Below are 26,081 nucleotides of genomic sequence, written 5' to 3'. Positions count from 1 at the left end.
TCTCGTGGAGCATGTAAAATGTTAAGTAAGAGAAAATGGTTTTATATTAAGGAAGTGTCAAAGCGATGAGTTTCACATTGAATAAATCGATTATTAAAGAAGTGTGCGGAGAGACCTCATATAAAAGAGGTGAAACCTATTATAAATCAAATAAAGTGATAATAGATCATTACGATGAAAATAAAGAAATTTGTGAGGCGACAGTAAAAGGGAACGAGGATTTCCGTGTTACAGTAGCAAAAGCCAAAAAGGGTGATGTTGTTGCAAAATGTAGTTGTCCTTCATTAGCGTCTTTTCAAACGTACTGTCAACATGTTGCAGCAGTATTAATACAAATAAACTATAATCAACAAACAGGTGGAATGAGCTCCACTAGTAACAGAAATGATCAATTGACAAGTGGTATGTTTCAGCTGTTTGCAGACAAACCACTGAGGCCAAAAAGTAAACAACACCGTTTTGATACACGTGAAATATTAGATGTTGAGTTTATATGTACACCAGTAGCTACGAGAAGTGGTGGTGCTCTTCTTGGAATTCAATTGAAACTTGCCAAGGTGTATTTCATAAATCATATTAGAGAATTTCTTTCTAAGGTGGAGAAAAGAGAGTCTTTTCATTGTTCAAATGAATTTACATATACACCAGATGTACATAGTTTTAAACAAGAAACGGATGCAATTATTCAGCAGCTCGTTAAAATGTATCATAACGAAAAAATGTATGAGGATGCGCTAGAAGTACATGCGAAACAAGATGAAAGTATGATATTTATACCACCAGCTTCATGGAAAGATATGCTCTCTTCACTTTCTAAAGTTGAATATGTACAGCTGAAACAAAATAAACAACTGTTTCAGGGATTACAAGTTTCAAAAGGTTTGTTGCCGTTACACTTTGAATTTACGAAGGGAAATAATGGCGGATTTACACTTCATATAGATGGTCTAAATCGTGTACAAGTTATGGATATGTATAACAATGCACTTTATGGTGGGAAATTATATCACTTACACATTGAAGATTGTATGCGACTTATTGAATTACAAAAGATGATGAGTCGCTCAAATAGTAATCAGTTTTATATTCCAGAAAGTAAGATGGAATATTTCGTCGCGAAAGTTGTACCAGGATTAATGAAGCTCGGAACTGTACACATTGATGAAGTAATATCGGATCGTGTTGAAACACCTTCGCTAAAAGCGAAATTGTATTTAGACCGCGTGAAAAATCGCTTATTAGCAGGTCTTGAATTTCACTATGGGAACGTCATGATTAATCCGCTAGAAGAGGATGGACAGCCGTCTGTTTTTAATCGTGATGAGAAAAAAGAAAAAGAGATTTTAGACATTATGAGTGAAAGTGCCTTTGCAAAAACAGAAGGCGGTTACTTTATGCATAATGAAGAAGCTGAGTATAACTTTTTATATCACGTCGTGCCAACATTAAAAGGTTTAGTTGATATTTATGCGACGACAGCAATCAAATTGCGAATTAGTAAAGGGGATGCAGTTCCTCTTATTAGAGTGAGAAGAAAAGAAAGAATTGATTGGTTGTCATTTCGTTTTGATATAAAAGGAATACCAGAAGCAGAAATTAAAGGTGTATTAGCGGCCCTTGAAGAGAAACGTAAATATTATCGATTGGCGAACGGTTCGTTTTTGTCGCTAGAGAGTAAAGAGTTTAATGAAATTAATCAGTTTATAAAAGAATCAGGTATTCGGAAAGAATTTTTACATGGAGAAGAGGTAAATGTTCCTCTTATTCGGAGTGTAAAATGGATGAACGGACTTCACGAAGGCAATGTTTTAAGTTTGGATGATTCAGTTCAAGAGTTAGTAGAAAACATTCAAAACCCGAAAAAATTAAAGTTTGCTGTGCCAAATACTTTAAATGCAGAAATGAGAAAGTATCAAGTATATGGGTTCGAATGGATGAAAACACTTGCTCATTACCGTTTTGGCGGTATTTTAGCAGATGATATGGGACTTGGAAAAACGTTGCAAAGCATTGCTTTTATAGATTCTGTTTTGACTGAGATTCGAGAAAAGAAACTGCCAATATTAGTCGTTTCACCATCATCTCTTGTTTATAATTGGTTTAGTGAATTGAAAAAATTCGCCCCGCATATTAGAGCAGTTATTGCAGATGGAAACCAAGCAGAGCGCCGGAAAATTTTGAAAGATATAACGGAATTTGATGTCGTAATCACGTCATATCCATTACTGAGAAGAGATATAAGATTATATGCAAGACCATTTCATACACTATTTCTTGATGAAGCACAGGCGTTTAAAAACCCTACAACGCAAACGGCAAGAGCTGTGAAAACAATTCAAGCTGAATACCGTTTCGGACTAACTGGTACACCTGTAGAAAATTCATTAGAAGAGCTATGGTCTATCTTCCATGTCGTCTTCCCGGAATTATTACCAGGAAGAAAAGAGTTCGGTGATTTAAGGCGTGAAGATATAGCGAAGCGAGTGAAACCATTCGTATTAAGACGATTAAAAGGGGACGTATTAAATGAGTTGCCAGAGAAAATAGAGCACTTACAATCATCGGAGTTATTACCCGATCAAAAGAGTCTCTATGCTGCTTATTTAGCGAAGTTAAGGGAAGAAACGTTAAAGCATTTAGACAAAGAAACGTTACGTAAAAATAAAATTAGAATTTTAGCTGGTTTAACGAGATTGCGACAAATTTGTTGTCATCCCGCTTTATTTGTTGATGATTACAAAGGAAGTTCAGCTAAATTTGAACAACTGTTAGAGATTTTAGAGGAATGTAGAAGTACAGGGAAGAGAATATTAATTTTTTCTCAATTTACGAAGATGCTTTCCATTATTGGTCGTGAGTTAAATCGACAAGCAATTCCATACTTTTATTTAGACGGGAGTACACCAGCGCAGGATCGTGTAGAGCTGTGCGATCGGTTTAACGAAGGAGAAGGAGATCTATTTCTCATTTCTTTAAAAGCTGGTGGTACCGGACTTAATTTAACTGGTGCAGATACAGTAATATTATATGATTTATGGTGGAATCCAGCTGTTGAACAACAAGCGGCCGATAGGGCGTATCGAATGGGACAAAAAAATACAGTGCAAGTTATAAAGCTAGTAGCCCAGGGAACAATTGAGGAGAAAATGCATGAACTGCAAGAAAGTAAGAAAAATTTAATCGCTGAAGTGATTGAGCCGGGAGAAGAGAAATTGTCCTCAATCACAGAGGAAGAAATTCGAGATATTTTAATGATTTAATATAAAAAAAGCTATGCCTTCGAATTTATGAGGGCATAGCTTTTTTGATGTAATAATTATATTTTGTTTTGTACAAAGTAAAGAAATCAAATGTTATTTAAATTACTTCTTTGTACCTTTACTTTTGTATGGTTTGGCAGCTGCCTTTTTCTTTGCACTTGATTGCCAACGGTTCCATCCTTTACTTCCTGTACCTTGTCCTACACCTTTTTTCGGTTTTGCTTTCGTTTTACTCATATGATCACTCCGTTATATAAAAATCTTATTTGATAATAGTCAATGATTTAGAAAATACTCTTTATAAATGACTATGATTGCTTTAAGTAAAAATAAACTGCTTGAATGCTATAGTATAACATGAATTTGCAAGTAAACTGAAAGGAATTATAAAGAAAATGAAAATAATAAGAAATACTGCGGATTCTATATTCCGAACGATCACATTAATTGTTGTGTATACGTTAGTTTCGGTCAGTGAAACATTTTTTGGATTGACGAGGCAGAAAAAGTAAAGATGTTAAATTAACAACAATCAATAAAGCCGTAAAATAAAGAATTGAAAAACATTTTAAAACTTTTTGTTGACTTTCTTTATTTTTTGTATAGAATAATCATTAATAAAATGTTTCAGAGATGTGACAACAAAACGACTATGAAAGGACGAGTAGTAGTAGGACGTAGTTTAAGCGAGTCAGGGGTGGTGTGAGCCTGATACGAAGCCTATTATGAAGAACCTCCTGGAGTTGCTAACCGAAATCCTTTATAGGAAAGTAGACTTAGCCGGGAACTTCGCCGTTACAAGAAGAACAGTATCGAGATATTTCATCTCCGTATTGTATAAGTGAGCAACCTCTGTTGCTAATTTGGGTGGTACCGCGGAACCAAAGCCTTTCGTCCCAGTTTTTTGGGAAAGAAGGGCTTTTTTTGTTGGCTTCTTTTCACAACATCCAAACATTTTAGGAGGAAACCACCATGTATCAATCATTAATGACAGTAAGAGAGACTCAAATCGCAATTAAGGAAGTTAAAACATTTTTCGAGGACCAATTAGCAAAACGCCTTGAACTATTCCGCGTATCTGCACCATTATTCGTAACGAAAAAATCAGGATTAAACGATCACCTAAACGGTGTAGAACGTCCAATTGAATTTGATATGTTACATTCAGGAGAAGAATTAGAAATTGTTCATTCACTAGCGAAATGGAAACGATTTGCATTACATGAATACGGATATGAAGCTGGTGAAGGTTTATATACAAACATGAACGCGATTCGTCGTGATGAAGAACTTGATGCAACGCATTCCATTTATGTTGACCAATGGGATTGGGAAAAAATCGTTCAAAAAGAATGGCGTACTGTCGATTACTTACAAAAAACAGTACAAACAATTTATGGAATATTCAAAGATTTAGAAGATCATTTATTTGAAAAATATCCGTTCCTTGGAAAGTATTTACCAGAAGAAATTGTTTTCGTTACTTCTCAAGAATTAGAAGATAAATATCCAGAATTAACACCGAAAGATCGTGAACATGCAATTGCAAAAGAACACGGTGCAGTCTTTATTATTGGAATTGGTGATGCACTTCGTTCAGGTGAAAAGCATGACGGACGCGCGGCTGATTATGACGATTGGAAATTAAACGGGGACATTTTATTCTGGCACCCAGTACTACAATCTTCATTTGAATTATCATCAATGGGAATTCGTGTTGATAGTAAATCGCTTGATGAGCAGTTAACGAAAACTGGTGAAGACTTCAAACGTGAGTATGATTTCCATAAAGGTATACTAGAAGACGTACTACCATTAACAATTGGCGGTGGCATTGGACAATCAAGAATGTGCATGTACTTCTTACGTAAAGCTCATATCGGTGAAGTTCAATCTTCTGTATGGCCTGACGATTTACGTGCAGCTTGCAAGAAAGAAAACATTCATCTGTTTTAATAGAAGTAAGAGAGGGTAGCTCAAAGAGTTATCCTCTCTTTTTATTGTGTAAACGAATGGTTTACAGTGAATTTTACTAATGGTTTCTTTCTTTTACATCTCTTTTTATGTAATAATTTGTTAAAGGAGGGGGACGTTATGAGCATAGGAGAGCAGCTAAAAAAACTACGAGAATCAAAGGGGTTTTCGCAAGAGGATGTTGCTAAAAAGATTGGTGTGACGAGGCAAGCAGTGTACAAATGGGAAAATGATAAAAGTTATCCTGATATTGATAATTTAATTTTACTGAGCGAAATGTATAATGTTACGCTAGATGAGTTGATAAAAGGGAAACAGAATATTAAAGAAAAAATACATATTGATGAAGAAGATGAGGATTTTGAGAAAGAGAATGATTTTGGTTTTTATATTGGGTTTGGATTGCTAATTATGAGTGCATTCATTGATTATGAAGGAATACAAGTATTTGTATTAGGAGTTGCACTATTCATGATGGTTTTTTATTCGAATGTGAAGAAAGTTATTTTGAATGAATATAGATCGTTTTTTCAAGAGAAAGAGCGAAAAGATATATGTGATAAAAAGTGAGAAGAGTTAGTTATATTTCCTAGGAAAGGGTATAATGAATATTTTCATTGTATTATAATGATTTTGGGATATCGGTAATATGAAAGCTATTTGGGTAGATCCTTGAAATCTATATGTAAAATGATAATAAAGTTATTTAATTTTAAAAGCTCAAACAAGCATAACCCCGTTCTAAAGCTAGGACGGGGTTGAAAATATAATAATAAAATCGCTTAAGAGTCTACGTTTTATTCAATGATAGTGCCTTTTTACAAAACTTCACTTGCTTATTTATTACCGAGTTCTTCCGCTAAACCGATTAAAATTCCTTCGACTCCACGAATGTAGCAGAGACGATACGAGTTCTCGTACTGAACTACTTCACCAACGAGCTCTGCACCATGCTTAGTGAGTCTCGATACCATTTCGTCAATATCTTGAACGGTGAACATGACGCGTAGATAACCGAGGGCGTTTACAGGAGCATTTCGGTGATCTGCTATAGTAGGAGGGGTGAGAAATCGCGAAAGTTCAATTCGGTTGTGGCCATCTGGAGTGACCATCATAGCAATCTCTACGCACTGAGAGCCGAGTCCAGTTACGCGACCAGCCCATTCACCTTCGACATTGGCTCGACCTTCGAGATTCAAGCCAATCTCCTCAAAGAAAGAGATTGCGTTATCAAGAGATTCTACAACGATGCTGACATTGTCCATTCGCAGTAATTTGTTTTTTGCCATAGTCTTATCTCCTTATGTATAAAAGTTCATTATTTAATCATCCTCATAATTATACTACTAAGTAGTTACAAATTCCTTTCAGTCAAAAACACCTTGTCACAGTATAGGAAAAATTGACAAGGTGTTTTTTTATATGTCATATAGCATCTTGTTAACGAACAGCTTTTATTTAATAGGAAGGAAGTAGATTAATATGATTTTTTTATAAGTGTTACTGAGCATATCAAATTAGCTCATTTGCACTAAAGGCTCAATTTTCGCCATAAATGATTGATGCAGTGCCTCAACACCTGTTACTAAATGAAGGCGGTCAATAACGACAGACACTTTAATTTCTGATGTACTTACCATTTTAATATGAATATCTTCTTCTTTTAAAGTAGTAAACATATTTGCAGCGACACCAGGGTTAGATACCATGCCAGATCCTACGATTGATACTTTTGCTAAATGATTTTCATATTCTACTGCTTCATAGTGAAGTGCCTCTTGATTTTGTTCCAATACTTCTAATGTTTCTCTTAAATCATTAGAATGGATGGAGAAGGAGAGATGAACAGTTCCTTCATTTGTAATACTTTGAATGATGATATCTACATTAATATGTGCCGCTGCTAATGTAGAGAAAACAGTTGAAAGTGAACCTTGTTCTAGTCCTTTAATTGTGACACGTGTAATGTTATCCTCAAATGCAATACCTTTAACGATTGATTGTTGTTCCATGTTACATTCTCCTTTTACAATTGTTCCGTTTTCTTGTTCCATACTTGAGCGAACTTCTAAAATGACATTATGATTTTTAGCAAACTCAACAGCACGCGGGTGTAATACACCAGCACCGAGGTTTGCAAGTTCTAACATTTCGTCATAAGAAATTTCATCTAATTTATAAGCATCTTTTACAACTCGTGGATCCGTCGTATATACGCCGGTCACATCTGTGTAAATATCACATTTTTTTGCGTTTAGTGCAGCAGCTAATGCGACAGCAGTTGTATCAGAACCGCCTCGTCCGAGCGTTGTAATTTCAAAATCTTCACTGACTCCTTGGAAACCAGCTACAATAACAATCGTGCCTTTAGTAAGATAAGACTGAATTCGATCTGTATTAATTTCAGTAATCCGTGCACTACTATGTACAGATTCTGTCGTAATACCAGCTTGCCATCCTGTTAATGAAATCGCGTTATACCCTTTTGCTTGTAGTGCCATCGTTAATAATGAAATAGTTACTTGCTCTCCTGTCGATAGAAGCATATCCATTTCGCGTTTACTTGGATTTTCTGTAATTGCGTTAGCGAGTGCGACAAGTTCATCCGTGCTTTTTCCCATTGCTGAAACGACAGAGACAACGCTATGACCTCGTTCATATTCTTCAATAATTAAATTTGCTACATGTTGAATGCGCTCGACGCTTCCGACAGAAGTGCCACCAAATTTTTGAACAATTGTTTCCATTACAAATTCCTTCTTTCGTCTATTTTTAAGAATAGATTAGGAAATATATAAATCCCAATACTCCTGTAGTTACCATAAAGACAAACAAAAAACACCATCTCAAATAAGTGAGGATGGTGCTGTTACAGGAAAAGGGAAACAGAAAACGGAGCTAATAAAAAAACCGCCAAAAAAGGAATATCATAAAAAATGATATCTCTTTTTTGTAGATAGCTCTTCATACGTACACGTCTGTACATATGACAGTTCTGTTTCTATTCGAAAACAGCCCCAATTGATAAATGCAGAGAAACTTATCAATTTCGGCAATACTTCCTTTCATCTAAGTTCATAGACATCTCTGTGTCTCCATTAGAATACTCATAAGTATCGCAACCTCTATCTCACGTTTTAGGCGAGAGTGTTTGATTTATGAAGTTGTTGGTAACATTTGTTTTATAATAATTTAAATTTTTCGGGGAATCAAGTATTTTATATATATTTTAAAAATTCTTTCTTTTTTCTGAGGAAGTTTGTGAAAAATGTAGCAAAATAAATTCATTGCATGTACATTAAACTTATAGTGCATAGGACATAGGAGGTGGGAGAATGAAAAGGAAACAGCCTATTTATGTTGCGACAAAAATGAACACGACGATGGGAAAATTATGGGAATATACGCAAGAACCAGATATACATACAGAGTGGGATGCTCGCTTTACTGAAATTTCGTATTTAGAGAAAAAAGAAGGAGAACCACAGAAGTTTTTGTATAAAACAAAGATTGGATTTGGGCTTGAAATATCTGGAGAAGGGGAATCAATAGGTGAAATAAGAAAAGAAACTGGTGAAAGAATTTCTTCTTTAAAATTTTGGACGGATAATACATTATCTCTTATTCAAATAGGACGTGGTTATTGGAAGTATACGCCGAATAAAGAATACATCCATTTTGAGACACAATATGATTATGATACAAGATTTGGTCGTATAGGAAATGTGATAGATTCCTATATTTTTCGTCCGTTATTAGGTTGGACGACTGCTTGGAGTTTTGATGCGTTAAAATTATGGTTAGAAAAGGGGCTTCATCCTAGGTTACTAATTAGAAGAACAATGACGTATTGGCTCGTATGTTTTTTATTTGCTTTTGTATGGATATATCAAGGGATAGTGCCAAAACTACTTTTTACTCATTTAGAAGAAGTAAAGATGCTTTCTGTATTAATCGGTTCAAATGAAAATAGTGTATATATACTTAAAATAATTGGGGTGTTAGAAATAATTTTCGGTGTTGTATGGCTATTGCCAATAACAAAACGAAAATTATTTATACTGCATATTATTGTATTACTAGTTTTAACATTAGCGGCAGGATTTACGAATATTGCAAGCTTTACAGGGCCGTTTAATCCGATTACATTAAATGTTCTTCTAATGGGGTTATCAATTGTCGGTTATATAAATAGTTTCGATTTACCAAGAGCGAAAAATTGCAAGAGGGCGAGAAAGGGATAAGTGTATGGCTAATATATATGAACGATTATTAGGGGATACCTATAAAAATCTTCATCCTGAATTGCAGAAGCGTTATGCGATTACAGAAGAGAATAGTTTTACAGGTGAAGGAAAGATGGATGAAATTTACGGTGGCTCTTTTTTCGTGAAATTTATATTAAAAATTGCATCGAAGTTTCGAATGTTTTTCTCGGAACGAGGAGAGGAAATTCCATTTACGATACAAAACATAGCTGAGCGAGATGAATATGGACAAGAATTAGTAAGGTGGAACCGTACTTTTTATTTTCATAATAAGAAAAGATATTTTAATGCAGTTATGCAATTGGATGAAAAAGAAAATGAAATTGTAGATTATTTTGGCGAACCACATTTACTCGTTTCTACACTGCATTTTCATATCGATGAGTTAGGTGCAATGCATATTTCTTCAAAGAAACAATGGTTTTATATGTTTGGAAGAAAAATTCCGTTACCAAAATTTTTGTATGGTGAAGCAAAAATTGTTGAAAGTTATGATGATGAACTACAATGTTTTCGAATTCATGTACAAGTACGAAACCCGTTAATTGGCTCGCTTTTTTCATATAAGGGAACATTTATGGAAAGGAACTAAATGATATGAAAAATATAATATTTGGGCTTGCTTGTTATGTTGTTTTTCTATTATGTGAGCGGTCGAATACAAATCCTGTTGAAGCAATTATATTATTATCTGTTTTATTATTTATACCAATGTCACTTTGTATTATTGATAAAAGAAAAAGAGATGGATCGTATTTATTATTTTATAAATTCGTATCGTTTTTATATCCAATCGCAGCAATTTGTGCAATGCTAGCTTTCGTCACAAATCACTATGTATTTGCGCTAGTTTGGTTTGTATATACAGGAATCGTTGCGTTATTTGGTGTAAGTAGATTGCTAGAAAGAGGATGGAAGCCGTTAGAAGAGATCGCCATAGATAGTGCGTTTATTTATTTGTTTTTAGGTGGTTTTTGGTTTTTTGCTTCAGTAGCAAAACTTTCAATTATGCATTTTAGCTCTGACATTGTTTTACTCACAGCTGCACATTTTCATTATTCGGCGTTTCTATTGCCATTATCAGCTGGTTTAATAGGGAGAAAAAGAGAAAAGAGAAGTAAAGTATATGATGCTATTATGTTTATAATCATGATTTCACCTATGACAGTTGCAATAGGAATTACATACTCGAGAATATTTGAATTTTTTGCAGTGCTCCTATATTTATGTGCGATTTATGGATATGGATTTTACGTTTGGAGAGCAAAATTTAATGCTATCAGTGCAAAGATTCTTTTAATCGTTTCGTCTAGTACACTCATGGTTACAATTATGTTCTCACTTATATACTCATACGGGAATTTGAAGCATGTAATGACGATTACAATTGCTCAAATGGTTTGGATTCACGGTGTTGTCAACGGAATTGGAGTAGCGTTACCGGCATTTGTCGGCTGGATGATCGAAAAGAGTGTTCCGAATTATAAATACTATGGGAAACCAATGAGTAAATTAAGAGGAAGTGTGGCAATTGGTGAGGCTTTTTTATATAGCGGCAATTTAGTAGGCAGTAAGGAATACAACGGTTTAGTTGATCAAATAACTGATTTTCATAGTGAGTCATTTGACGTGACGAAGGTACCTTTAAGTATTATTCGTTTTTATGAAAATACAACAGAGTATGAGTTGCAATCAAATATTAAATGGGCTCGTTGGTTCCGCCTATTTGCATTTTGTTATGAGAAAATGAGCAAGCATGTAGGACAAATACATTTAGGAATGGGCGACAAGTGGGAAACGATGCATGGCTCTATCATTGGTGTAATGGATGAGGAAGATGGAAGAGAGAATGTAAGGGCTTGGCTAAGGAAAAATGAAGCAGGTGAATCTATTTTTGTAGCTCTTTATTCAAAGCATACAGATAAGGATGAGACATATATGAATATCGCCTTGCCTTTACCTTATTCGAATATGACTGGTATTTTGAGGCTATGTAATGATAATCATGATTTAATCATTACTAGTAAGTTAAGAGAAAATGGCCAGGGAGATGAGGGGATTTATTTACATACTCGGTTCTTAACAATCCGTTTACCGTTAGCAGAGACTTTCATCATTACAGAGGGTAAGGATAAAATGTTAACAGCTCATCATAGCATGTGGCTATTTGGACTTGAATTTTTACATATTCATTATAAGATTGAAAAAATTGCACAGAAGTAAGAAAGGCTTGGAGGGGTTTCCAAGCTTTTTTATGTATGGGTAATTGTCATAGAAATTTGTTTATTTAGCTCATTATCCCAAACACGTTGAATTTCAAAAGTGCCTGTTTCAAAAAATAATGGGAATCTTTCTTTAAACCAAGTTTGCATAGGTAGCTTTAGTGCTGTATCGATTGGTATCCATAATAATTCACCCTCAGGAGGATTCAAAAGAAGTTCACCTTCAAATGAGTCTGTCCAATAGTTAAATACCATATATCGAACATTACCTTTCGGATTGACATATTCATCTAATCCTTTAAAAGTTAAATTGGAAACAAGTAATCCAGTTTCTTCTTTTACTTCTCTTATAGCGGCTTGAACGATACTTTCGGGGAAATCTACTTTGCCGCCAGGAGCGATGTAGCCAGGGAAACCTCGATGGCTGGGGCGTTTTATGAGTAAAATTTCATTGTTACGTTGGATCATACACATTGTATAGATCTGATGTTCGATGTTATGTGAATTTGGAGGCATAATGATGTATTCTCCTTTATATTTTTTTGATAATTTTACCATAACATAATTGTTTCTTATATAATTAGAAATGGAATGTTATAAATTTTCAGTTATATATTATAAATTCTATAGTCATTCGAAAAGAGGGGAGAGACATGCAAGGAGAAATACAAAAGGAGAAAAGTTTGGGTTATGTTGGTAAATTATTATTACCGGTTAAAGTATCACCACACTTTAAATTTTTATGGATTGGACAATTACTCTCGGTCTTAGGTAGTTCGATAACTATGGTCATACTCCCAGTTGTTGTGTATTCATTAACTGGTTCAACAGTTGTAATGGGGATGACGATGGCAATGTACATGCTACCTAATATTCTTGCCTTACCGTTTGCGGGTTTAGTTGTAGACCGAATTGATCGGGTTAAATTAATGTTATTTACGGATATAATCCGCTGTATATTAATGCTATTACTTGCATCGCTTATATTTATGGATTTATTAACAATTACAATTTTATATATTCTCGTTGCCTTATACGGACTTATGGAAGGGATATTCCAACCAGCATATGCTGCTGTAAGAGCGAAAGTATTTGTTCCTGAAATTCGTAATGCAGCTAACGCACTCACTCAAATGAGTAATCAAGGTATACGATTAATTGGACCAGCACTTGGTGGGTTAATCGTATCGGTTGCGTCTGCAGGGATAGGCTTCGGACTAGATGCAGTAACGTACTTATTATCATTTTTATGTTTATTATTTTTAAAAGAAATTAAGTTTAAAAAAGTAAAACCCATTGAAAAGAGTAAGCTTAATTACAAACAAGAGTTTATGGCAGGTGTTTTCGTTTTAAAAAGTCATCCTTGGCTATGGATTACAATTTTAGTCTTTTCTTTTATAAATATTTGTTATGCCGGCATTATCGTCGTATTAATTCCATGGTTATTTAATGTTCATCATCATTTTGAAGCTTACGTGTATGGACTTGGCATGGCCTTTTCTGGTGGTGGAGCTGTAATTGCTGCATTAATATTTGGTGGGAAAGAGCGGTGGCAGAAGAGAGGATTACTGGCTTATGGAGGTGTTTTAATTAGTGGGATTGCTTTATTAATTATGCCATTCATTTCTTGGGCACCTGCTTTAATATTCTTAATGGCAATTGAAGGATTCGGCATGATGATATTTGGACTCATTTGGGAAACGAGTTTACAGGAGCTTGTACCAGAAGAAGCGTTCGGAAGAGTGGCAAGCCTTGATATGTTGGGTTCTTTTGCTTTATTACCATTAGGGTACGTAGTTGTAGGCTGGTTAGCTACTGTCATAGGTGGCGAGATAACTATTATAACACTAGCTAGTTTAGTAATTTTAACAATTGGAATCGCATTGTCTGTACCGAGTATTCGTCGATTTGATTGATTATATGGGAAAAGAGGGCGATATGCATGACTATAGAAAACTTGAAAGATATAGTAACAAGGCAATTAGAGAGTAAATACATTTTGGAAGAAAAGGTCTTTGAAGCAAAAAATTTTACAGTTTATATCTCTACCCAAATAGAAAATAACTTAGCATATAATCAACTAGTATTAATAAAACATCTTTGTAATGAAAAACCTTCCATACATATTTGGCACAAAAAAATTAGTATGGAAGCAACAGAATTGGAAATCACAAAAGAAGTGATGGAAGCGATACAAGCAGGTTTCAAAAAAGAAGAATAAGCCCTAAAGAAATTAGGACTTATTCTTCATTAAATACAAATGTTTGTTTCATTTTTTTACCTTCATTTACCGGATGGCCGTTATAAGAGAAATTCTTTTCTTCCCAAGTGATCACAACTTTAAAATTATGACTATTAAAGTCTAATGGGAATACCATGTAGTCAAAGCTTGTATGACTTTTAGAAATATTTTCATTAGGTGTAGTAGGTTTAAAGGTAGCCTTAGAGGTAGGATTGTTATCAAGTATTTCCACGGATACGTTTGATACATCATGACCGATGTTTTTTACGAGTAAACTATACGTATCAAATACACCTTGTTTCGGCTGGATTGCTTGCTTGTTTGAGTTATGAGATTTATCAATTTCGACATACCATTGTTTAGACTTTGATGCAATCGGTAGTGACTGAAATGTGTAAGCACTAGCTTGCATTGGTAGTGCTAAACATATAAGCGTAAAGAGAGTTAATATTTTTCGTTTCATTTTTTGAGAGCTCCCATTCTTTAATGGATTTACTTGTTATTATCTTCTTTTTACGAGTTAATATACCATATAATGTAAAGTGGTTGTTGTGAGTAGTGAATCAATATCTTATTCACTACTCTTATAGCTAGCATAATTACGTATGAAGTAAGAAAGAATAAATTTGTTTTTTCTATACTTAGATTACTGCCCTTTTTAAAAGGGCTATTTTTACGTTTTAATAAAAAGAATATACTAAGAATTCCGTATAAATTATTTATTTTAATGTAGTTAAATGTGCTTGTATATGTGAAATTAGAGAGGGAAGCTGTGTAGAGATGTTTCTACACAGCTATTTAGGATATGAAAAAATTACCAAAAATATGTTAAAATAACATTGTCATACAACAAGGGGGCTTTGTTTTATGGAAAATGTACATCTTGCTAAAGTAGATTTAACGAAAAAAATTGAATCAAAATCTAAGTACAACAAGAAACTCGAAAAATATCAAAGGCGCTTATTAGCATTACAGCAAATTTTGAAAGAAGAAAAAATCGCGGTTATGCTTGTTATGGAAGGATGGGATGCGGCTGGTAAAGGTGGGGCAATTAAGCGGGTGACGGAACATCTTGACCCACGTGGGTTCCAAGTAAATCCAATTGGAGCACCTGCACCTCATGAAAAACGTTACCATTATTTGCAACGTTTCTGGCGCAAAATTCCACAGTACGGGCAAATCACCATTTTTGATCGCTCATGGTACGGTCGTGTGTTAGTTGAGCGTGTTGAAGGATTTGCTACAAAGGAAGAGTGGATGAGAGCATATGATGAGATTAATGATTTTGAAAAACTACTAACAGATGACCATTACATAATAGGGAAGTTCTTCTACCATATAAGTAAAGAGGAACAGTTAAAGAGATTTAAAGATAGAGAGAAAAATCCTTTGAAAAGATGGAAAATTACAGACGAAGATTGGCGTAATCGTGAAAAATGGGATGAATATGTTGAAGCAATGGAAGACATGTTTGAAAAAACAAGTAAGTCAAATGCGAAGTGGCATATTATTGAAAGTAACGATAAATTGTATGCCCGTGTGAAAACGTTAAAAATCATTATTTCATTCATTGAGGATTATTTCTTAGAACATGGTATAGAATTGCCTTCTTATTATTATGAAATGAAAGAGGATATTGAAGTTTTGCAAGATGTAGGTGTTAAAGAGTAAAAAAGAAAATGGTCCTGTGAATTGGTGAAACCAAATTATGGGGCTTTTTTATTTAGAAACATTTTACAATTAACAGAATAAGGTATATAATCAATAATCATATTAACATTGTTAATATGATTATTGATTATATACTATGTGGGGGTTTTACTTTGAAGGGAAGAGATGTTGTTTTAGGTTTATTAATGGAAAAGGAATTGTCTGGTTACGATATTAAAATTGTGTTTGAAGACGTATTTACTCATTTTTTTGATGGAAGTTTTGGAATGATTTATCCAACGTTACGACAATTGGAGAATGAAGGGAAAATAAAAAAAGAGGTTGTCATGCAAGAGGGAAAACCGAATAAGAAAATGTACTTTATTACAGATGAGGGGCGTGAAGAATTTTATCAATACATGCAGACACCTGTAGAGAAGGATGTTTTACGTTCGGATTTTTTAATGAGAATGTATTTTGGTAACTATAGTGATGATGTAACAATAAAAAAATGGATTAAAGATGAAATTGAAAGAAAAGAAGCGTACATTGCAGATCTTCGATTGAAATATGAAAAGTGGAGAGTAGGTATTACTTTCGTCGAAGAAATTTCACTAGATGTAGGTATTGCATCGTATAGTGCACAAGTGGAGACTTTGAAGAAAAAATTAGAAGAGTTAGAGGCGAAAGAAAACAATAAAACAGAAGAATGAAAAACGCGTTCACAATAAATAAAGGGGTATATAAAGATGGAGCAATCAAAGGGTATTAAGATTGTCTTTTTAATGTGTCTAGGTATCTTTCTTTGTATGATTGATACGACAATTATGAATATAGCTTTACCGGCAATACAATCGAGTGTAAATACTTCGTTAGAAAAGATGTCTTGGGTATTAAATGTTTATACAATGACGATTGCAGTACTTGCCATTCCGTTAGGGCGGATAGCTGATATCTTTGGAAAAGCAAAGATGTATATTCTTGGTCTGGTGATTTTTGGTGGTGGATCGGTACTTTGCGCTTTTGCTAATACAGGTGATTTTCTTATTTTTTCTCGTTTTATACAAAGTATTGGGGCAGCGATTTTATTTCCAACAAGTATGGTAATTGGTGTATCAGCTATGCCATTAGCTAAAAGGCATGTTGCGCTTGCGATTTTAGGAGTAACACAAGGATTGTCAGCTGCTATGGGACCAGTAATAGGTGGAATTATTACGCAAAATTTAGGATGGAGATGGGTGTTTTTCGTTAATGTTCCGGTTTGTATAATAGGAATCGTGTTATGTTGCATCATGCTACAAATAAAAAATGAAGAACGTATTATCTCAAAAATAGATTGGATAGGACTACTATTAAGTAGCACAGCAATTTTTTCATTTACTCTCATATTAGTAAAAGGTAATACATGGGGATGGCAAAGTAATATTGCTTTGTCTTGTTATGCAATTAGCACTATTTCTCTTATTCTATTTGTTTTAGTAGAACGAAAGATTCATAATCCAATGGTGAATTTAAAGTTATTTCAAGATCGAATGTTTGTCGGAGCGTCTATCGTTGTTATATTAAGTAATTTATTTTTAATTGGAGTTACTGTATTGCTTCCAACGTTCTTGACGAAACTACAAGGTCGAACGGAAATTGAAGCGGCTTTTTTAGTGACACCTATTTCAGCAATGATATTTTTTGTCTCACCAGTTGCAGCAACTTTAATTAAAAAACTCGGAAAAGTAACTATTATTTTGTCAGGATTTCTTATTATGGGGCTTTCCTACTATTGGTTGCAAATGATTGATGTTCATTCAACAAATATAGAAATTATTATTCCATGTATGATATTAGGTGTTGGATATGGTTTAGTAGTGGGGCCAATTACAGTTTTAAGTGCGTCTTCGTTTGAAGGAGAATTGTTAACTGCTTCTCAAAGTGTTGTATCAATGTTACGACAAGTCGGAATTGTATTGGCAGTCGCAATATTTGTCTCTAACTTAACTCACAATTTAACTGTAAATAAAGAAAAAGTATATCGTTATGCAGAAGAAAAGGTGCGTACTATTCATGTGAATAGTACTGAGCAAACTGAAATTTTACAAATGACTAAAGAAAAAATAGAGAATCAAAGTTTAGAGTCGAATATAAATAAGAAACAAAATGCAATGACAATGGGATTAAGTAAAGAGAAAAAGGAAGAATTGATTCGCGACAAGACGGATGAAATATTAAGAAAAGTTCCAGTAGAATATAGAGATGTAAAAAGAGAAGAAGTTATGAGGCAAGTGACAAAAGAAGTTGAAAAACAAGAGGAAAGTATAAAGAAAGAAGTACTCACATTTTCAAATGATGTGAATCATTATGCCAAGAATCAGATGGCTATGAGTTTTACAGATTTATATAAAGCAAGTGTGCCAATTATTTTAATTTGTGCTTTCGTAAGTTTGTTGTTTTGGGAAGGGAAAGCTTTGAGTAAAAAGAGAAAGGGAAGATTAGTAGAAGAAGCGTAAAGAAAAACAGGCTATAGCAGCCTGTTTTTTTCATTGTTTTCTCCTTGCATATTGTGAATAGTAGTATTTTTAATATAGCATGGGATAAGTCGAGTATGATTAGAAAGTTTTTTAGAATGAAAGGGATGAATGGAAAATGCCATTGAATATGTAACGTTATACATAGTACATTAACAAGAGGGATTAATTTTAAAAGGAGGATGGGGAATTGCTAGATAAGGCAGGGGCTTTAATAGATAATCATGTGTACACAGAAGAAGAGCAACAAAAACTATACAAACGAACGTTAATAATCGTCAGCATTTCACAAATGTTTGGCGGTGCAGGACTAGCTGCTGGTATTACAGTAGGTGCACTTCTTGCGCAGCAAATGCTTGGAACAGATGCATTTGCAGGATTACCAACTGCTATGTTTACATTAGGATCGGCATTAGCAGCTTTCATAGTAGGGAAGCTTTCGCAACGATATGGACGCCGGATAGGTCTTGCAACAGGGTTTATAGTAGGCGGATTTGGAGCAATTGGTGTTGTAATGGCAGCTTTAACAAATAGTATTATTCTTTTACTTATTTCTTTACTTATATATGGTGCCGGTACAGCCACAAATCTACAAGCTCGTTATGCAGGTACAGATTTAGCAGATAAGAAGCAGAGAGCAACGGCTGTTAGTATTACGATGGTAATGACGACTTTCGGTGCAGTTGCAGGACCAAATTTAGTAGGGGTAATGGGAAGTTTTGCTCATTCAATTGGAGTTCCTAAACTTGCAGGTCCGTTCATACTATCGGCAGCAGCATTTATACTGGCGGGTCTAGTTCTTTTTGTTATGCTTCGTCCAGATCCTTTGATTATTGCTAACATTATAGAAAGATATAAACAGGAACATACATATAAAGGACAACCAATAACAGAAGAAGCGAAAGAAAATAAACGAGGTATTACAGTTGGAGCAATCGTAATGATACTTACGCAAATAGTGATGGTTGCGATTATGACGATGACGCCAGTTCATATGGGACACCACGGTCACGGTTTAAGTGCAGTAGGACTTGTGATAGGTTTTCATGTAGGTGCAATGTATCTTCCATCTCTCGTTACAGGAATGTTAATTGATAAAATTGGCCGAACTACAATGAGCATAGCTGGTGGAGTGATTTTACTTGCAGCGGGTGTCATAGCTGCGATAGCGCCAAGTGATTCTTTATTATTATTAATCGTTGCTCTGTCTTTACTTGGGCTAGGATGGAACCTCGGATTGATAAGTGGTACAGCACAAATCGTTGATTCCACAACACCGTCTACACGTGCTAAAACACAAGGGAAAATAGATGTTTTTATTGCGCTAGCTGGAGCTTCTGGTGGAGCAATGTCAGGTATGGTAGTAGCGAATTCAAGTTATGCGGCATTGTCATTGGCTGGAGGCGTGTTAGCGTTATTACTTATTCCTGTTGTGATATGGTCTCGAAAAGGGGCAAGAAATTAAATGAAAAAGAGGTTCTAGTTACTGACTAGAGCCTCTTTTTATACACTTAAATTAAATTCCACTCTACAATAAGCCCTAAATGCGTAAGTCCGCCACCAAATCCGTATAGTAAAAGTGTGTCTCCGTTATTTAATTTCCCTTCTTTTATAGCTAAATTTAAAGCGAGTGGAATGGTGACTGAAGAGGTATTCCCCATATATTCCACGCTCGTTAATGTTTTTTGTATTGGAATTTGAGATTTTTCGCAAATAGATTCGATCATTCGTAAGTTAGCGCTGTGGGGTATGAACCAGTCTATATCATCTACTTGCATATTTACGGTATGTAATAAATTTTTTATGCCTTTTGGTACTGTGCGTGTTGCCCATTTATATACTTCTCTTCCATTTTGAACGATTTTTTCATTTGTTTGCAGTGGTGTGCCATTCATAGTAGTAGATAAGTTTGTTCTATATAGATGAATGCCGCCATCACCGTTTGTTCCCATGTGAGCAGCGATAAAGCTTTGGGTGTTTTCATCTCTTTCTAATAAAATAGCTCCAGCACCATCACCGAATAAAATACAGGTCGTTCTATCGGTATAATCAGTAACTTTAGATAATGTCTCTGTCGCGACGACAAGTACTTTTTCATGTGAACCAGAAGTGATTAAGCTATTACCGACGTGTAGTCCATATGTAAAACCAGCACAAGTTGCATTTAAATCAAAAGCTAGTGTATGAGGTATGTTGAAGTATTGTTGTATTTGGCAAGCAACATTAGGGAAAACGTAATCGGCAGTAGTAGTAGCGACAATGATACAGTCGACATCTTCTAAGTTTTTCTTATATGTTGTACATAAATTTTCAATTGCTTTAATGGCTAAGTTTGAGGAGTATTCTTCGTCGCTAGCGATTCTTCTTTCCTTCATTCCTGTTCTTTGTACAATCCATTCATCATTCGTATGGACCATCTTTTCTAAATCGTTATTAGACAATATTTGATCTGGAACATAAGTACCAATTGCAGTAATACGAGATTTAGAATGCATAGGAACATCTCCTAATTTTTATTTTTATAACCTGATACTAATATCAGGTTATAAAAATGTCAATAAAGATTTTTGTTGTATTAAAACGATAATACTTAACTTACTATGAAGGAATTTGGCGAGTGCTGTAAAAATAATATACGAGAAGTTTCTAAAATTGATAATGAAGGGAGTTAAGCTCCTTGAAAAGGATTTTACACATGTTTCCTGTCGTCATCATTTGTAGCTTTATTCTTATTATTTTTCCTGAGAAATCTTATGCTTGTGATTGTATTAAAGTATCAACAGAAGATGCATTTCAAAAAAACGATGTAGTGTTTGAGGGAAAAGTAATTGAGGTTGGAAGGAAAGAAGGGGTTGGAACTGAAGTGTTATTTGAAGTGAAGAAAATTTGGAAAGGGACAACTTCTTCGCAAATTATCGTATATACAAAGGGTGGTGATTGTATGTTTCGCTTTGTAGAAGGAGGAGGGTACTTAGTATTTTCTACTCAAAGAGGATCAGAAAAACAATTACACACAAATAGTTGTAGTGGAACGAAGAGATTGGATGAGGCAGGGGCGGACAAAGCGGCTTTAAGTCAAATTGCAAAAGAGTCTGTTCCGACGAAGAAAGTGGATTTAAAAGGTGAGATGGTGAGCGGTTTAAATTGGCGGCAAGTTGCTATTATTTCCATTGGTTTGTTATTGATGATTGTTTTTGTTATTTTTATTGTGAGAAAAACTCGCAAAAAATGACGATTAAAGTAAAAATATAAAGATTTTCTTTAGTGTGATATAGGTTGTTAAACCTTGTGAAAGCGAATTACTTATGCTACACTTTATGTAACTTAAAATGAACGGAGGGGCTTCCTTTGATCTTAATCAGATTACGTCTCAATACTTTGTGCCAATAATTGAATAGCGCTCAAAGGCTCTGTCTGTGTACAGAGTGAACGGGATTGGTCTGCCTATTTTAAAGGAACCCTTTATTAAGCTTATATGTGAAAAAGAGGGAGGGACGAATACGCCCTCTTTTTGTTTTGCCTTTATAAATAGAATGGGATTGTATAGGTGAACACTTATTGTGGATACGTATACAATCTTGGGACTTTTTGACTATAAAATAGGATGAAAGCATAGCTTTCTTCTATTTCTTTGGTGAACCCTTATCCGTTTACGAAAACACAGGCAGCGACCTGTGTTTTTTATTTTACGTAATCGAAATGGAGGAATAAATATATGGAAGAAGTATTACAAAGAGCAGTTTTAGTTGGAGTAAATGTAGGTAATGAAGATGATTTTGCATATTCGATGGAAGAGTTAACAAATCTTGCGGAAGCTTGTGATGTAGAGGTAATTGGGCAAGTAACGCAAAATTTACAACGAGTAAATCCATCGCATTATATCGGAAAAGGAAAGATTGAAGAAGTAGCAGCGTATGTACAAGAAATAGATGCGAATATGGTCATCTTTAATGATGAATTATCTCCTTCACAAATTCGAAATTTAGAAGAGGATTTAGATTGTAAGGTAATTGATCGTACCATTTTAATTTTAGATATTTTTGCGCAACGTGCGAAAACGAAAGAAGCACAGCTACAAGTAGAAGTAGCACACCTTCAGTATATGATGCCTCGTTTAATCGGTCTTCGTGAATCGTTAGGGAGACAGAGTGGCGGCGTTGGTACGAAAAATAAAGGTGTCGGTGAGAAGAAGTTAGAGTTAGACCGTCGTAAAATTGAAGAACAAATTTCAGTTTTGAATAAAGATTTAGAAGCGCTCGTTGCCCAGCGTCAAACGCAGCGAAAGCAACGTAAGAAAAATGAAATACCTGTTGTAGCATTAGTAGGTTATACGAATGCAGGAAAGTCAACGACGATGAATGCAATGCTTGAAATTTATAATGGTACAGAAGAAAAGCAAGTATTTGAAAAAGATATGTTATTCGCGACGTTAGAAACATCTGTACGAAATATTGATTTACCAGATAATAAATCATTCTTATTAACAGATACAGTTGGATTTGTAAGTAAATTACCACATCATCTTGTGAAAGCGTTCCGTTCAACGTTAGAAGAAGTAGCGGAAGCGGATTTACTTATTCACGTCGTAGATTACGCAAATCCAAATTATGAACAATTAATTGATATTACAAATGAAACATTAAAGAAAATTGGAGTAGAAAATATTCCAACGATCTATGCTTATAATAAATCAGATATGGTAGATGTTGAAATTCCGAAAGTGCAAGAAGATCGCGTTTATTTATCAGCGAAGAAACATGTTGGAATTGAAGAACTTGTAGAAATGATTCGCTCACACATCTATAAAGAATATACGAAGTGTGAAATGTTAATTCCATATGATCAAGGACAGGTAGTTTCGTATTTCAATAATCATGCACACGTTTTATCTACGAGTTACGAAAACGAGGGTACCAAATTAGAAATAGAATGTAAGACGAGTGATTACGAGAAGTATAAGCATTTTGCAATTTAATGTAAGAGGCAACCCAGTATGTGATTGGGTTGTCTTTTTTTTGTACTGTTTTACCGCTGAAAGTTACAAGGATGCAAGCCAATGACGGGAGTTAAGTTATATTTCTGGAAAAAGAAATGAAAGCAGTATAGAATAGAAATGTTTCAAAAGTCAGAATTTATTACACCTACTGTAATAAATATATATTTTGTACAGAAAGGGGAGATTCACATATGCAGGCAGTTTCACACAAAAAAACTGTAGAAACACCGACAATATATCGAATTTTATTTGCGATTAGCTTTGGGCATTTTTTAAATGATTCGATGCAAGCAGTTGTGCCGGCGTTGTTTCCTATTTTGGAAAAAACGATGAATTTATCCTATATGCAAGTAGGGTGGATTGCGTTTGCATTAAATATGACGTCATCGATTATGCAACCGGTGTTTGGTATGTATTCAGATAAGAAGCCGTCACCATTTTTATTACCACTCGGCATGTTTTCAAGTATGCTTGGAATGATTGGACTCGCGTTTGCACCAAACTTTATTATTGTTATTATTTCTGTTTTATTTATTGGTTTAGGTTCCGCGGTCTTTCATCCAGAAGGCGCTCGTGTTGCGTATATGGCGGCAGGTGCAAAACGAGGGTTAGCGCAAGCAATTTATCAAGTTGGGGGAAACACGGGGAATTCTTTAGCTCCTATTTTTACAGCGCTAATTTTCGTTCCACTCGGTCAAATTGGTTCATTAGGTTTTACAGCATTTGCAGCAGTAGGAATTGTATTATTAATTTTCGTATCGAATTGGTACAAAAATGAATTAGCAACCGGTGCTGTAAGAAGGAAGAAGAGGGCTGCACTTGAGGCGGAAAATGCAATTGTAAGTACACACATTAAATTCGTTATTATACTTCTTGTTTTTCTTACTTTTGTACGCTCTTGGTACGGTGCTGGTATCGGGAATTTCTATCAATTTTACTTAATAGAGCATTACGGTTTATCTATAAAAAATGCCCAGTATTTCGTATTCGCATTTATGATTGCTGGTGTGTTAGGAACTTTCTTCGGAGGACCGTTAGCAGATCGATTTGGTAAGAAAAATATCATCGTATTTTCAATGTTAGGTTCAGCGCCACTTGCACTGTTATTACCACATGTCTCACTTGTGTGGGTCGTACCGTTATTTTTATGTATCGGTTTTATTAGTTCAAGTAGTTTTAGTGTAATTGTTGTATATGCACAAGAGCTTGTACCTGGAAAAGTGGGAATGGTGTCAGGATTAATCGTAGGTCTTGCGTTTGGACTTGGAGCATTAGGTGCTGTAGTTCTTGGGAAATTAGCAGATATATATAGCCTGCAATTTATTATGCTATTATGTAGTTGTCTACCATTAATTGGACTCACTTCATGGTTACTGCCAAGTGATAAGAAAACGATAGAATAGGGGATGCGCTATGAAATTGTGTGAAAACGTTACGGAATTAATAGGAGATACACCTGTCGTCCGATTATCTAAATTTATTCCGGAAGACGCAGCAGATGTGTATGTGAAACTAGAAATGTTTAATCCATCGCGCAGTGTGAAAGACCGTGCTGCTTATAATTTACTTCACGTTGCAGAAGAAAATGGTCTCATCAAACCAGGAGATACAATTATTGAACCGACAAGCGGGAATACAGGGATTGGTTTAGCGATGAATGCAGCAGCTAAAGGGTATAAAGCGATTTTAATTATGCCAGATAATATGTCAAAAGAGCGTATTAATTTATTGAAAGCATACGGAGCAGAAGTAGTTTTAACACCAGCAGAACAAAGAATGCCAGGAGCAATTGCGAAGGCGTTAGAATTGCAAAAGCAAATACCGAATAGTTTTATCCCGCAACAATTTGAAAATCCAGCTAATCCGAATATTCACCGTTATACGACTGCGCTTGAAATTTACGAACAAATGGATGGAGAGCTGGACGCTTTTGTTGCAACGGCAGGAACAGGCGGAACGATTACAGGGACTGGTGAAACGTTAAAAGAGAAATTACCAAACTTATATATTGCAGTAGTGGAACCGAAAGGATCTCCCGTTTTATCAGGTGGTGTACCAGGTCCTCATAAACTAGTAGGAACAAGCCCAGGGTTTATCCCGAAAAACTTAAATACAGAAGTGTATAACGAAATTATTCAAATTGCAGACGAAGAGGCTTTAACGACAATGAGAAACTTAGCTAGACAAGAGGGATTATTAGTTGGGCCGTCTTCCGGAGCATCTGTTTACGCTGCAATCATGATAGCGAAACGTCTAGGCGCTGGTAAAAAAGTTTTATGTATTGCGCCTGATACAGGTGAACGTTATTTGAGCATGGGGTTATTTGAATAAAAAGGATAGAAACACCTTAATAGTGAATAGCTACTATTAAGGTGTTTGTTTTATGGAATGAAGAGGGGAGAAGAACAATGAAACTATTAAAACCAACCCATGAATATAGTGAGCATATTACAGCGTATAGACACGCGTTTTTAAACTCAGGGGAACAACCACATGGAAGTAGTTCTTTACAAAACTTTGATTCTCTTGATGAATGGTTTGAAAAAGTGAGTAAACAAGAACTAGGAGAAAATTTACTAGCTAATCGAGTGCCATCTAGTCAGTTTTTAAGTTTTGAAAAAGGGGAACTTATAGGTTTGTGAATATTAGACATAGATTAAATCCAGAATTATTACGGGAAAGCGGTCATATTGGATATAGTGTCCATCCAAATAAACGTCGCCACGGTTACGCTACGAAACAACTACAACTTGCATTAGCTGAAGCGCAAAAATTAGGATTGCAGAAAGTATTAATAACTTGTGATGAATCCAATATCGGTTCTGCTAAAACGATTCAAAAGGTTGGCGGTGTGTTAGAAAATGAAGTAGTTTCTTCTCGTACTGGTGAAGTTATTCAGCGCTTTTGGATAGAAATATGATGTAGTAGGAATTTGAAAAGGTAATGCAAGCTA

22 protein-coding genes, 1 pseudogene, 1 riboswitch and 1 other annotated feature are annotated in these 26,081 nt (G+C 35.0%); of the genes and pseudogenes, 17 read left to right on the top strand and 6 right to left on the bottom strand.

Features of this window, described 5'->3' with window-relative positions; all coding sequences use genetic code 11:
- Window positions 1-65 precede the first annotated feature (65 nt).
- Window positions 66-3,260, top strand: coding sequence for an SNF2 helicase associated domain-containing protein (locus tag IBT51_RS01715; protein WP_200457948.1), 3,195 nt, complete (start codon window positions 66-68; stop codon window positions 3,258-3,260).
- Between the two features lie 102 nt (window positions 3,261-3,362).
- Here the strand turns inward: IBT51_RS01715 and IBT51_RS01710 are convergent, their stop codons facing one another.
- Window positions 3,363-3,497 (bottom strand): DUF3934 domain-containing protein, encoded by a 135-nt coding sequence (locus tag IBT51_RS01710; protein ID WP_000047588.1) that lies wholly within the window; start codon window positions 3,495-3,497, stop codon window positions 3,363-3,365.
- Window positions 3,498-3,903: 406 nt separating this feature from the next.
- Window positions 3,904-4,162 (top strand) — a binding site (T-box leader).
- A 70-nt stretch (window positions 4,163-4,232) separates the two neighbouring features.
- Between IBT51_RS01710 and asnA the strand changes: the two genes are divergently transcribed.
- Both asnA and IBT51_RS01700 read left to right on the top strand, forming a co-directional pair.
- The gene (gene asnA / locus IBT51_RS01705) at window positions 4,233-5,216 is read left to right on the top strand and encodes an aspartate--ammonia ligase (protein WP_000284914.1); all 984 of its coding nucleotides are present in this window, start codon (window positions 4,233-4,235) and stop codon (window positions 5,214-5,216) included.
- A 138-nt stretch (window positions 5,217-5,354) separates the two neighbouring features.
- Window positions 5,355-5,804 (top strand): helix-turn-helix domain-containing protein, encoded by a 450-nt coding sequence (locus tag IBT51_RS01700; RefSeq protein WP_023521645.1) that lies wholly within the window; start codon window positions 5,355-5,357, stop codon window positions 5,802-5,804.
- Between the two features lie 266 nt (window positions 5,805-6,070).
- Here the strand turns inward: IBT51_RS01700 and IBT51_RS01695 are convergent, their stop codons facing one another.
- Together IBT51_RS01695 and IBT51_RS01690 are read right to left on the bottom strand one after the other, a co-directional pair.
- Window positions 6,071-6,523, bottom strand: a complete 453-nt coding sequence (locus IBT51_RS01695; RefSeq protein ID WP_088023022.1) for a VOC family protein — start codon at window positions 6,521-6,523, stop codon at window positions 6,071-6,073.
- Between the two features lie 228 nt (window positions 6,524-6,751).
- Window positions 6,752-7,981 carry an aspartate kinase gene (locus tag IBT51_RS01690; protein ID WP_088023020.1) on the bottom strand — a complete coding sequence of 410 codons (1,230 nt, stop codon included), beginning with the start codon at window positions 7,979-7,981 and terminating at the stop codon, window positions 6,752-6,754.
- Between the two features lie 202 nt (window positions 7,982-8,183).
- Window positions 8,184-8,370: riboswitch (Lysine riboswitch) on the bottom strand.
- A gap of 199 nt (window positions 8,371-8,569) precedes the next feature.
- Here IBT51_RS01690 and IBT51_RS01685 point away from each other — a divergent pair.
- Genes IBT51_RS01685 through IBT51_RS01675 form a run of 3 tightly spaced genes read left to right on the top strand, consistent with a single transcriptional unit; the run spans window position 8,570 to window position 11,725 of the window.
- Complete coding sequence (locus IBT51_RS01685; RefSeq protein WP_088023017.1) at window positions 8,570-9,478, top strand: DoxX-like family protein; 909 nt, start codon at window positions 8,570-8,572, stop codon at window positions 9,476-9,478.
- Between the two features lie 4 nt (window positions 9,479-9,482).
- The gene (locus tag IBT51_RS01680) at window positions 9,483-10,094 is read left to right on the top strand and encodes a DUF4166 domain-containing protein (RefSeq protein WP_069355385.1); all 612 of its coding nucleotides are present in this window, start codon (window positions 9,483-9,485) and stop codon (window positions 10,092-10,094) included.
- A gap of 5 nt (window positions 10,095-10,099) precedes the next feature.
- The gene (locus IBT51_RS01675) at window positions 10,100-11,725 is read left to right on the top strand and encodes a YndJ family protein (protein ID WP_088023014.1); all 1,626 of its coding nucleotides are present in this window, start codon (window positions 10,100-10,102) and stop codon (window positions 11,723-11,725) included.
- Window positions 11,726-11,754: 29 nt separating this feature from the next.
- On the opposite strand, the gene IBT51_RS01670 is transcribed toward IBT51_RS01675, so the two are convergent.
- Complete coding sequence (locus IBT51_RS01670; protein ID WP_069355387.1) at window positions 11,755-12,240, bottom strand: 8-oxo-dGTP diphosphatase; 486 nt, start codon at window positions 12,238-12,240, stop codon at window positions 11,755-11,757.
- A gap of 137 nt (window positions 12,241-12,377) precedes the next feature.
- On the opposite strand from IBT51_RS01670, the gene IBT51_RS01665 reads away from it, so the two are divergent.
- Together IBT51_RS01665 and IBT51_RS01660 are read left to right on the top strand one after the other, a co-directional pair.
- The gene (locus IBT51_RS01665; RefSeq protein WP_088023011.1) at window positions 12,378-13,640 is read left to right on the top strand and encodes an MFS transporter; all 1,263 of its coding nucleotides are present in this window, start codon (window positions 12,378-12,380) and stop codon (window positions 13,638-13,640) included.
- A 26-nt stretch (window positions 13,641-13,666) separates the two neighbouring features.
- Entirely contained in the window at window positions 13,667-13,945 is a 279-nt protein-coding gene (locus tag IBT51_RS01660) for a hypothetical protein (RefSeq protein WP_069355389.1), read from the top strand.
- A gap of 19 nt (window positions 13,946-13,964) precedes the next feature.
- Here the strand turns inward: IBT51_RS01660 and IBT51_RS01655 are convergent, their stop codons facing one another.
- Window positions 13,965-14,429, bottom strand: a complete 465-nt coding sequence (locus IBT51_RS01655) for a hypothetical protein (RefSeq protein WP_000823337.1) — start codon at window positions 14,427-14,429, stop codon at window positions 13,965-13,967.
- A gap of 404 nt (window positions 14,430-14,833) precedes the next feature.
- On the opposite strand from IBT51_RS01655, the gene IBT51_RS01650 reads away from it, so the two are divergent.
- From IBT51_RS01650 to IBT51_RS01635, 4 genes are all read left to right on the top strand, one after another.
- Window positions 14,834-15,637, top strand: coding sequence for a polyphosphate kinase 2 family protein (locus IBT51_RS01650; protein ID WP_200457947.1), 804 nt, complete (start codon window positions 14,834-14,836; stop codon window positions 15,635-15,637).
- 152 nt (window positions 15,638-15,789) lie between these two features.
- Complete coding sequence (locus IBT51_RS01645) at window positions 15,790-16,329, top strand: PadR family transcriptional regulator (protein WP_000678333.1); 540 nt, start codon at window positions 15,790-15,792, stop codon at window positions 16,327-16,329.
- A 36-nt stretch (window positions 16,330-16,365) separates the two neighbouring features.
- On the top strand, window positions 16,366-18,114 hold the full coding sequence (locus tag IBT51_RS01640) for an MDR family MFS transporter (protein ID WP_069355391.1): 1,749 nt from the start codon (window positions 16,366-16,368) through the stop codon (window positions 18,112-18,114).
- Window positions 18,115-18,322: 208 nt separating this feature from the next.
- Complete coding sequence (locus IBT51_RS01635) at window positions 18,323-19,597, top strand: MFS transporter (protein ID WP_000884513.1); 1,275 nt, start codon at window positions 18,323-18,325, stop codon at window positions 19,595-19,597.
- 46 nt (window positions 19,598-19,643) lie between these two features.
- Here the strand turns inward: IBT51_RS01635 and IBT51_RS01630 are convergent, their stop codons facing one another.
- Entirely contained in the window at window positions 19,644-20,627 is a 984-nt protein-coding gene (locus IBT51_RS01630) for a ketoacyl-ACP synthase III (protein ID WP_078401115.1), read from the bottom strand.
- Between the two features lie 200 nt (window positions 20,628-20,827).
- Between IBT51_RS01630 and IBT51_RS01625 the strand changes: the two genes are divergently transcribed.
- The 5 genes and pseudogenes from IBT51_RS01625 (at window position 20,828) to IBT51_RS26965 (ending at window position 26,048) form a co-directional block, all read left to right on the top strand.
- Entirely contained in the window at window positions 20,828-21,364 is a 537-nt protein-coding gene (locus IBT51_RS01625) for a cobalamin biosynthesis protein CbiN (RefSeq protein ID WP_200458015.1), read from the top strand.
- A 483-nt stretch (window positions 21,365-21,847) separates the two neighbouring features.
- A complete protein-coding gene (gene hflX / locus IBT51_RS01620; protein ID WP_000393281.1) occupies window positions 21,848-23,107 on the top strand; it encodes a GTPase HflX in 1,260 nt (419 codons plus the stop codon).
- Window positions 23,108-23,319: 212 nt separating this feature from the next.
- Window positions 23,320-24,531: an MFS transporter gene (locus IBT51_RS01615; protein ID WP_001149399.1), complete on the top strand. Its 1,212-nt coding sequence runs from the start codon at window positions 23,320-23,322 to the stop codon at window positions 24,529-24,531.
- Window positions 24,532-24,541: 10 nt separating this feature from the next.
- Window positions 24,542-25,459: a cysteine synthase A gene (gene cysK / locus IBT51_RS01610; protein ID WP_000762271.1), complete on the top strand. Its 918-nt coding sequence runs from the start codon at window positions 24,542-24,544 to the stop codon at window positions 25,457-25,459.
- 77 nt (window positions 25,460-25,536) lie between these two features.
- A pseudogene (locus IBT51_RS26965) lies at window positions 25,537-26,048 on the top strand (GNAT family N-acetyltransferase).
- Window positions 26,049-26,081 lie beyond the last annotated feature (33 nt).

Source organism: Bacillus sp. S71 (genome assembly GCF_016625265.1).
Taxonomy (GTDB): Bacteria; Bacillota; Bacilli; order Bacillales; family Bacillaceae_G; genus Bacillus_A; species Bacillus_A cereus.
The sequence above is the reverse complement of the archived record's forward strand: the minus strand, read 5'-3'. Positions and strand labels throughout refer to the sequence as shown.

Bases quoted from the DNA above. Each gene is read 5' to 3' on its own strand.
- IBT51_RS01715 (WP_200457948.1), top strand. From the start codon at position 66: ATGAGTTTCACATTGAATAAATCGATTATTAAAGAAGTGTGCGGAGAG.
- IBT51_RS01710 (WP_000047588.1), bottom strand. From the start codon at position 3,497: ATGAGTAAAACGAAAGCAAAACCGAAAAAAGGTGTAGGACAAGGTACA.
- asnA (WP_000284914.1), top strand. From the start codon at position 4,233: ATGTATCAATCATTAATGACAGTAAGAGAGACTCAAATCGCAATTAAG.
- IBT51_RS01700 (WP_023521645.1), top strand. From the start codon at position 5,355: ATGAGCATAGGAGAGCAGCTAAAAAAACTACGAGAATCAAAGGGGTTT.
- IBT51_RS01695 (WP_088023022.1), bottom strand. From the start codon at position 6,523: ATGGCAAAAAACAAATTACTGCGAATGGACAATGTCAGCATCGTTGTA.
- IBT51_RS01690 (WP_088023020.1), bottom strand. From the start codon at position 7,981: ATGGAAACAATTGTTCAAAAATTTGGTGGCACTTCTGTCGGAAGCGTC.
- IBT51_RS01685 (WP_088023017.1), top strand. From the start codon at position 8,570: ATGAAAAGGAAACAGCCTATTTATGTTGCGACAAAAATGAACACGACG.
- IBT51_RS01680 (WP_069355385.1), top strand. From the start codon at position 9,483: ATGGCTAATATATATGAACGATTATTAGGGGATACCTATAAAAATCTT.
- IBT51_RS01675 (WP_088023014.1), top strand. From the start codon at position 10,100: ATGAAAAATATAATATTTGGGCTTGCTTGTTATGTTGTTTTTCTATTA.
- IBT51_RS01670 (WP_069355387.1), bottom strand. From the start codon at position 12,240: ATGCCTCCAAATTCACATAACATCGAACATCAGATCTATACAATGTGT.
- IBT51_RS01665 (WP_088023011.1), top strand. From the start codon at position 12,378: ATGCAAGGAGAAATACAAAAGGAGAAAAGTTTGGGTTATGTTGGTAAA.
- IBT51_RS01660 (WP_069355389.1), top strand. From the start codon at position 13,667: ATGACTATAGAAAACTTGAAAGATATAGTAACAAGGCAATTAGAGAGT.
- IBT51_RS01655 (WP_000823337.1), bottom strand. From the start codon at position 14,429: ATGAAACGAAAAATATTAACTCTCTTTACGCTTATATGTTTAGCACTA.
- IBT51_RS01650 (WP_200457947.1), top strand. From the start codon at position 14,834: ATGGAAAATGTACATCTTGCTAAAGTAGATTTAACGAAAAAAATTGAA.
- IBT51_RS01640 (WP_069355391.1), top strand. From the start codon at position 16,366: ATGGAGCAATCAAAGGGTATTAAGATTGTCTTTTTAATGTGTCTAGGT.
- IBT51_RS01630 (WP_078401115.1), bottom strand. From the start codon at position 20,627: ATGCATTCTAAATCTCGTATTACTGCAATTGGTACTTATGTTCCAGAT.
- IBT51_RS01625 (WP_200458015.1), top strand. From the start codon at position 20,828: ATGTTTCCTGTCGTCATCATTTGTAGCTTTATTCTTATTATTTTTCCT.
- hflX (WP_000393281.1), top strand. From the start codon at position 21,848: ATGGAAGAAGTATTACAAAGAGCAGTTTTAGTTGGAGTAAATGTAGGT.
- IBT51_RS01615 (WP_001149399.1), top strand. From the start codon at position 23,320: ATGCAGGCAGTTTCACACAAAAAAACTGTAGAAACACCGACAATATAT.
- cysK (WP_000762271.1), top strand. From the start codon at position 24,542: ATGAAATTGTGTGAAAACGTTACGGAATTAATAGGAGATACACCTGTC.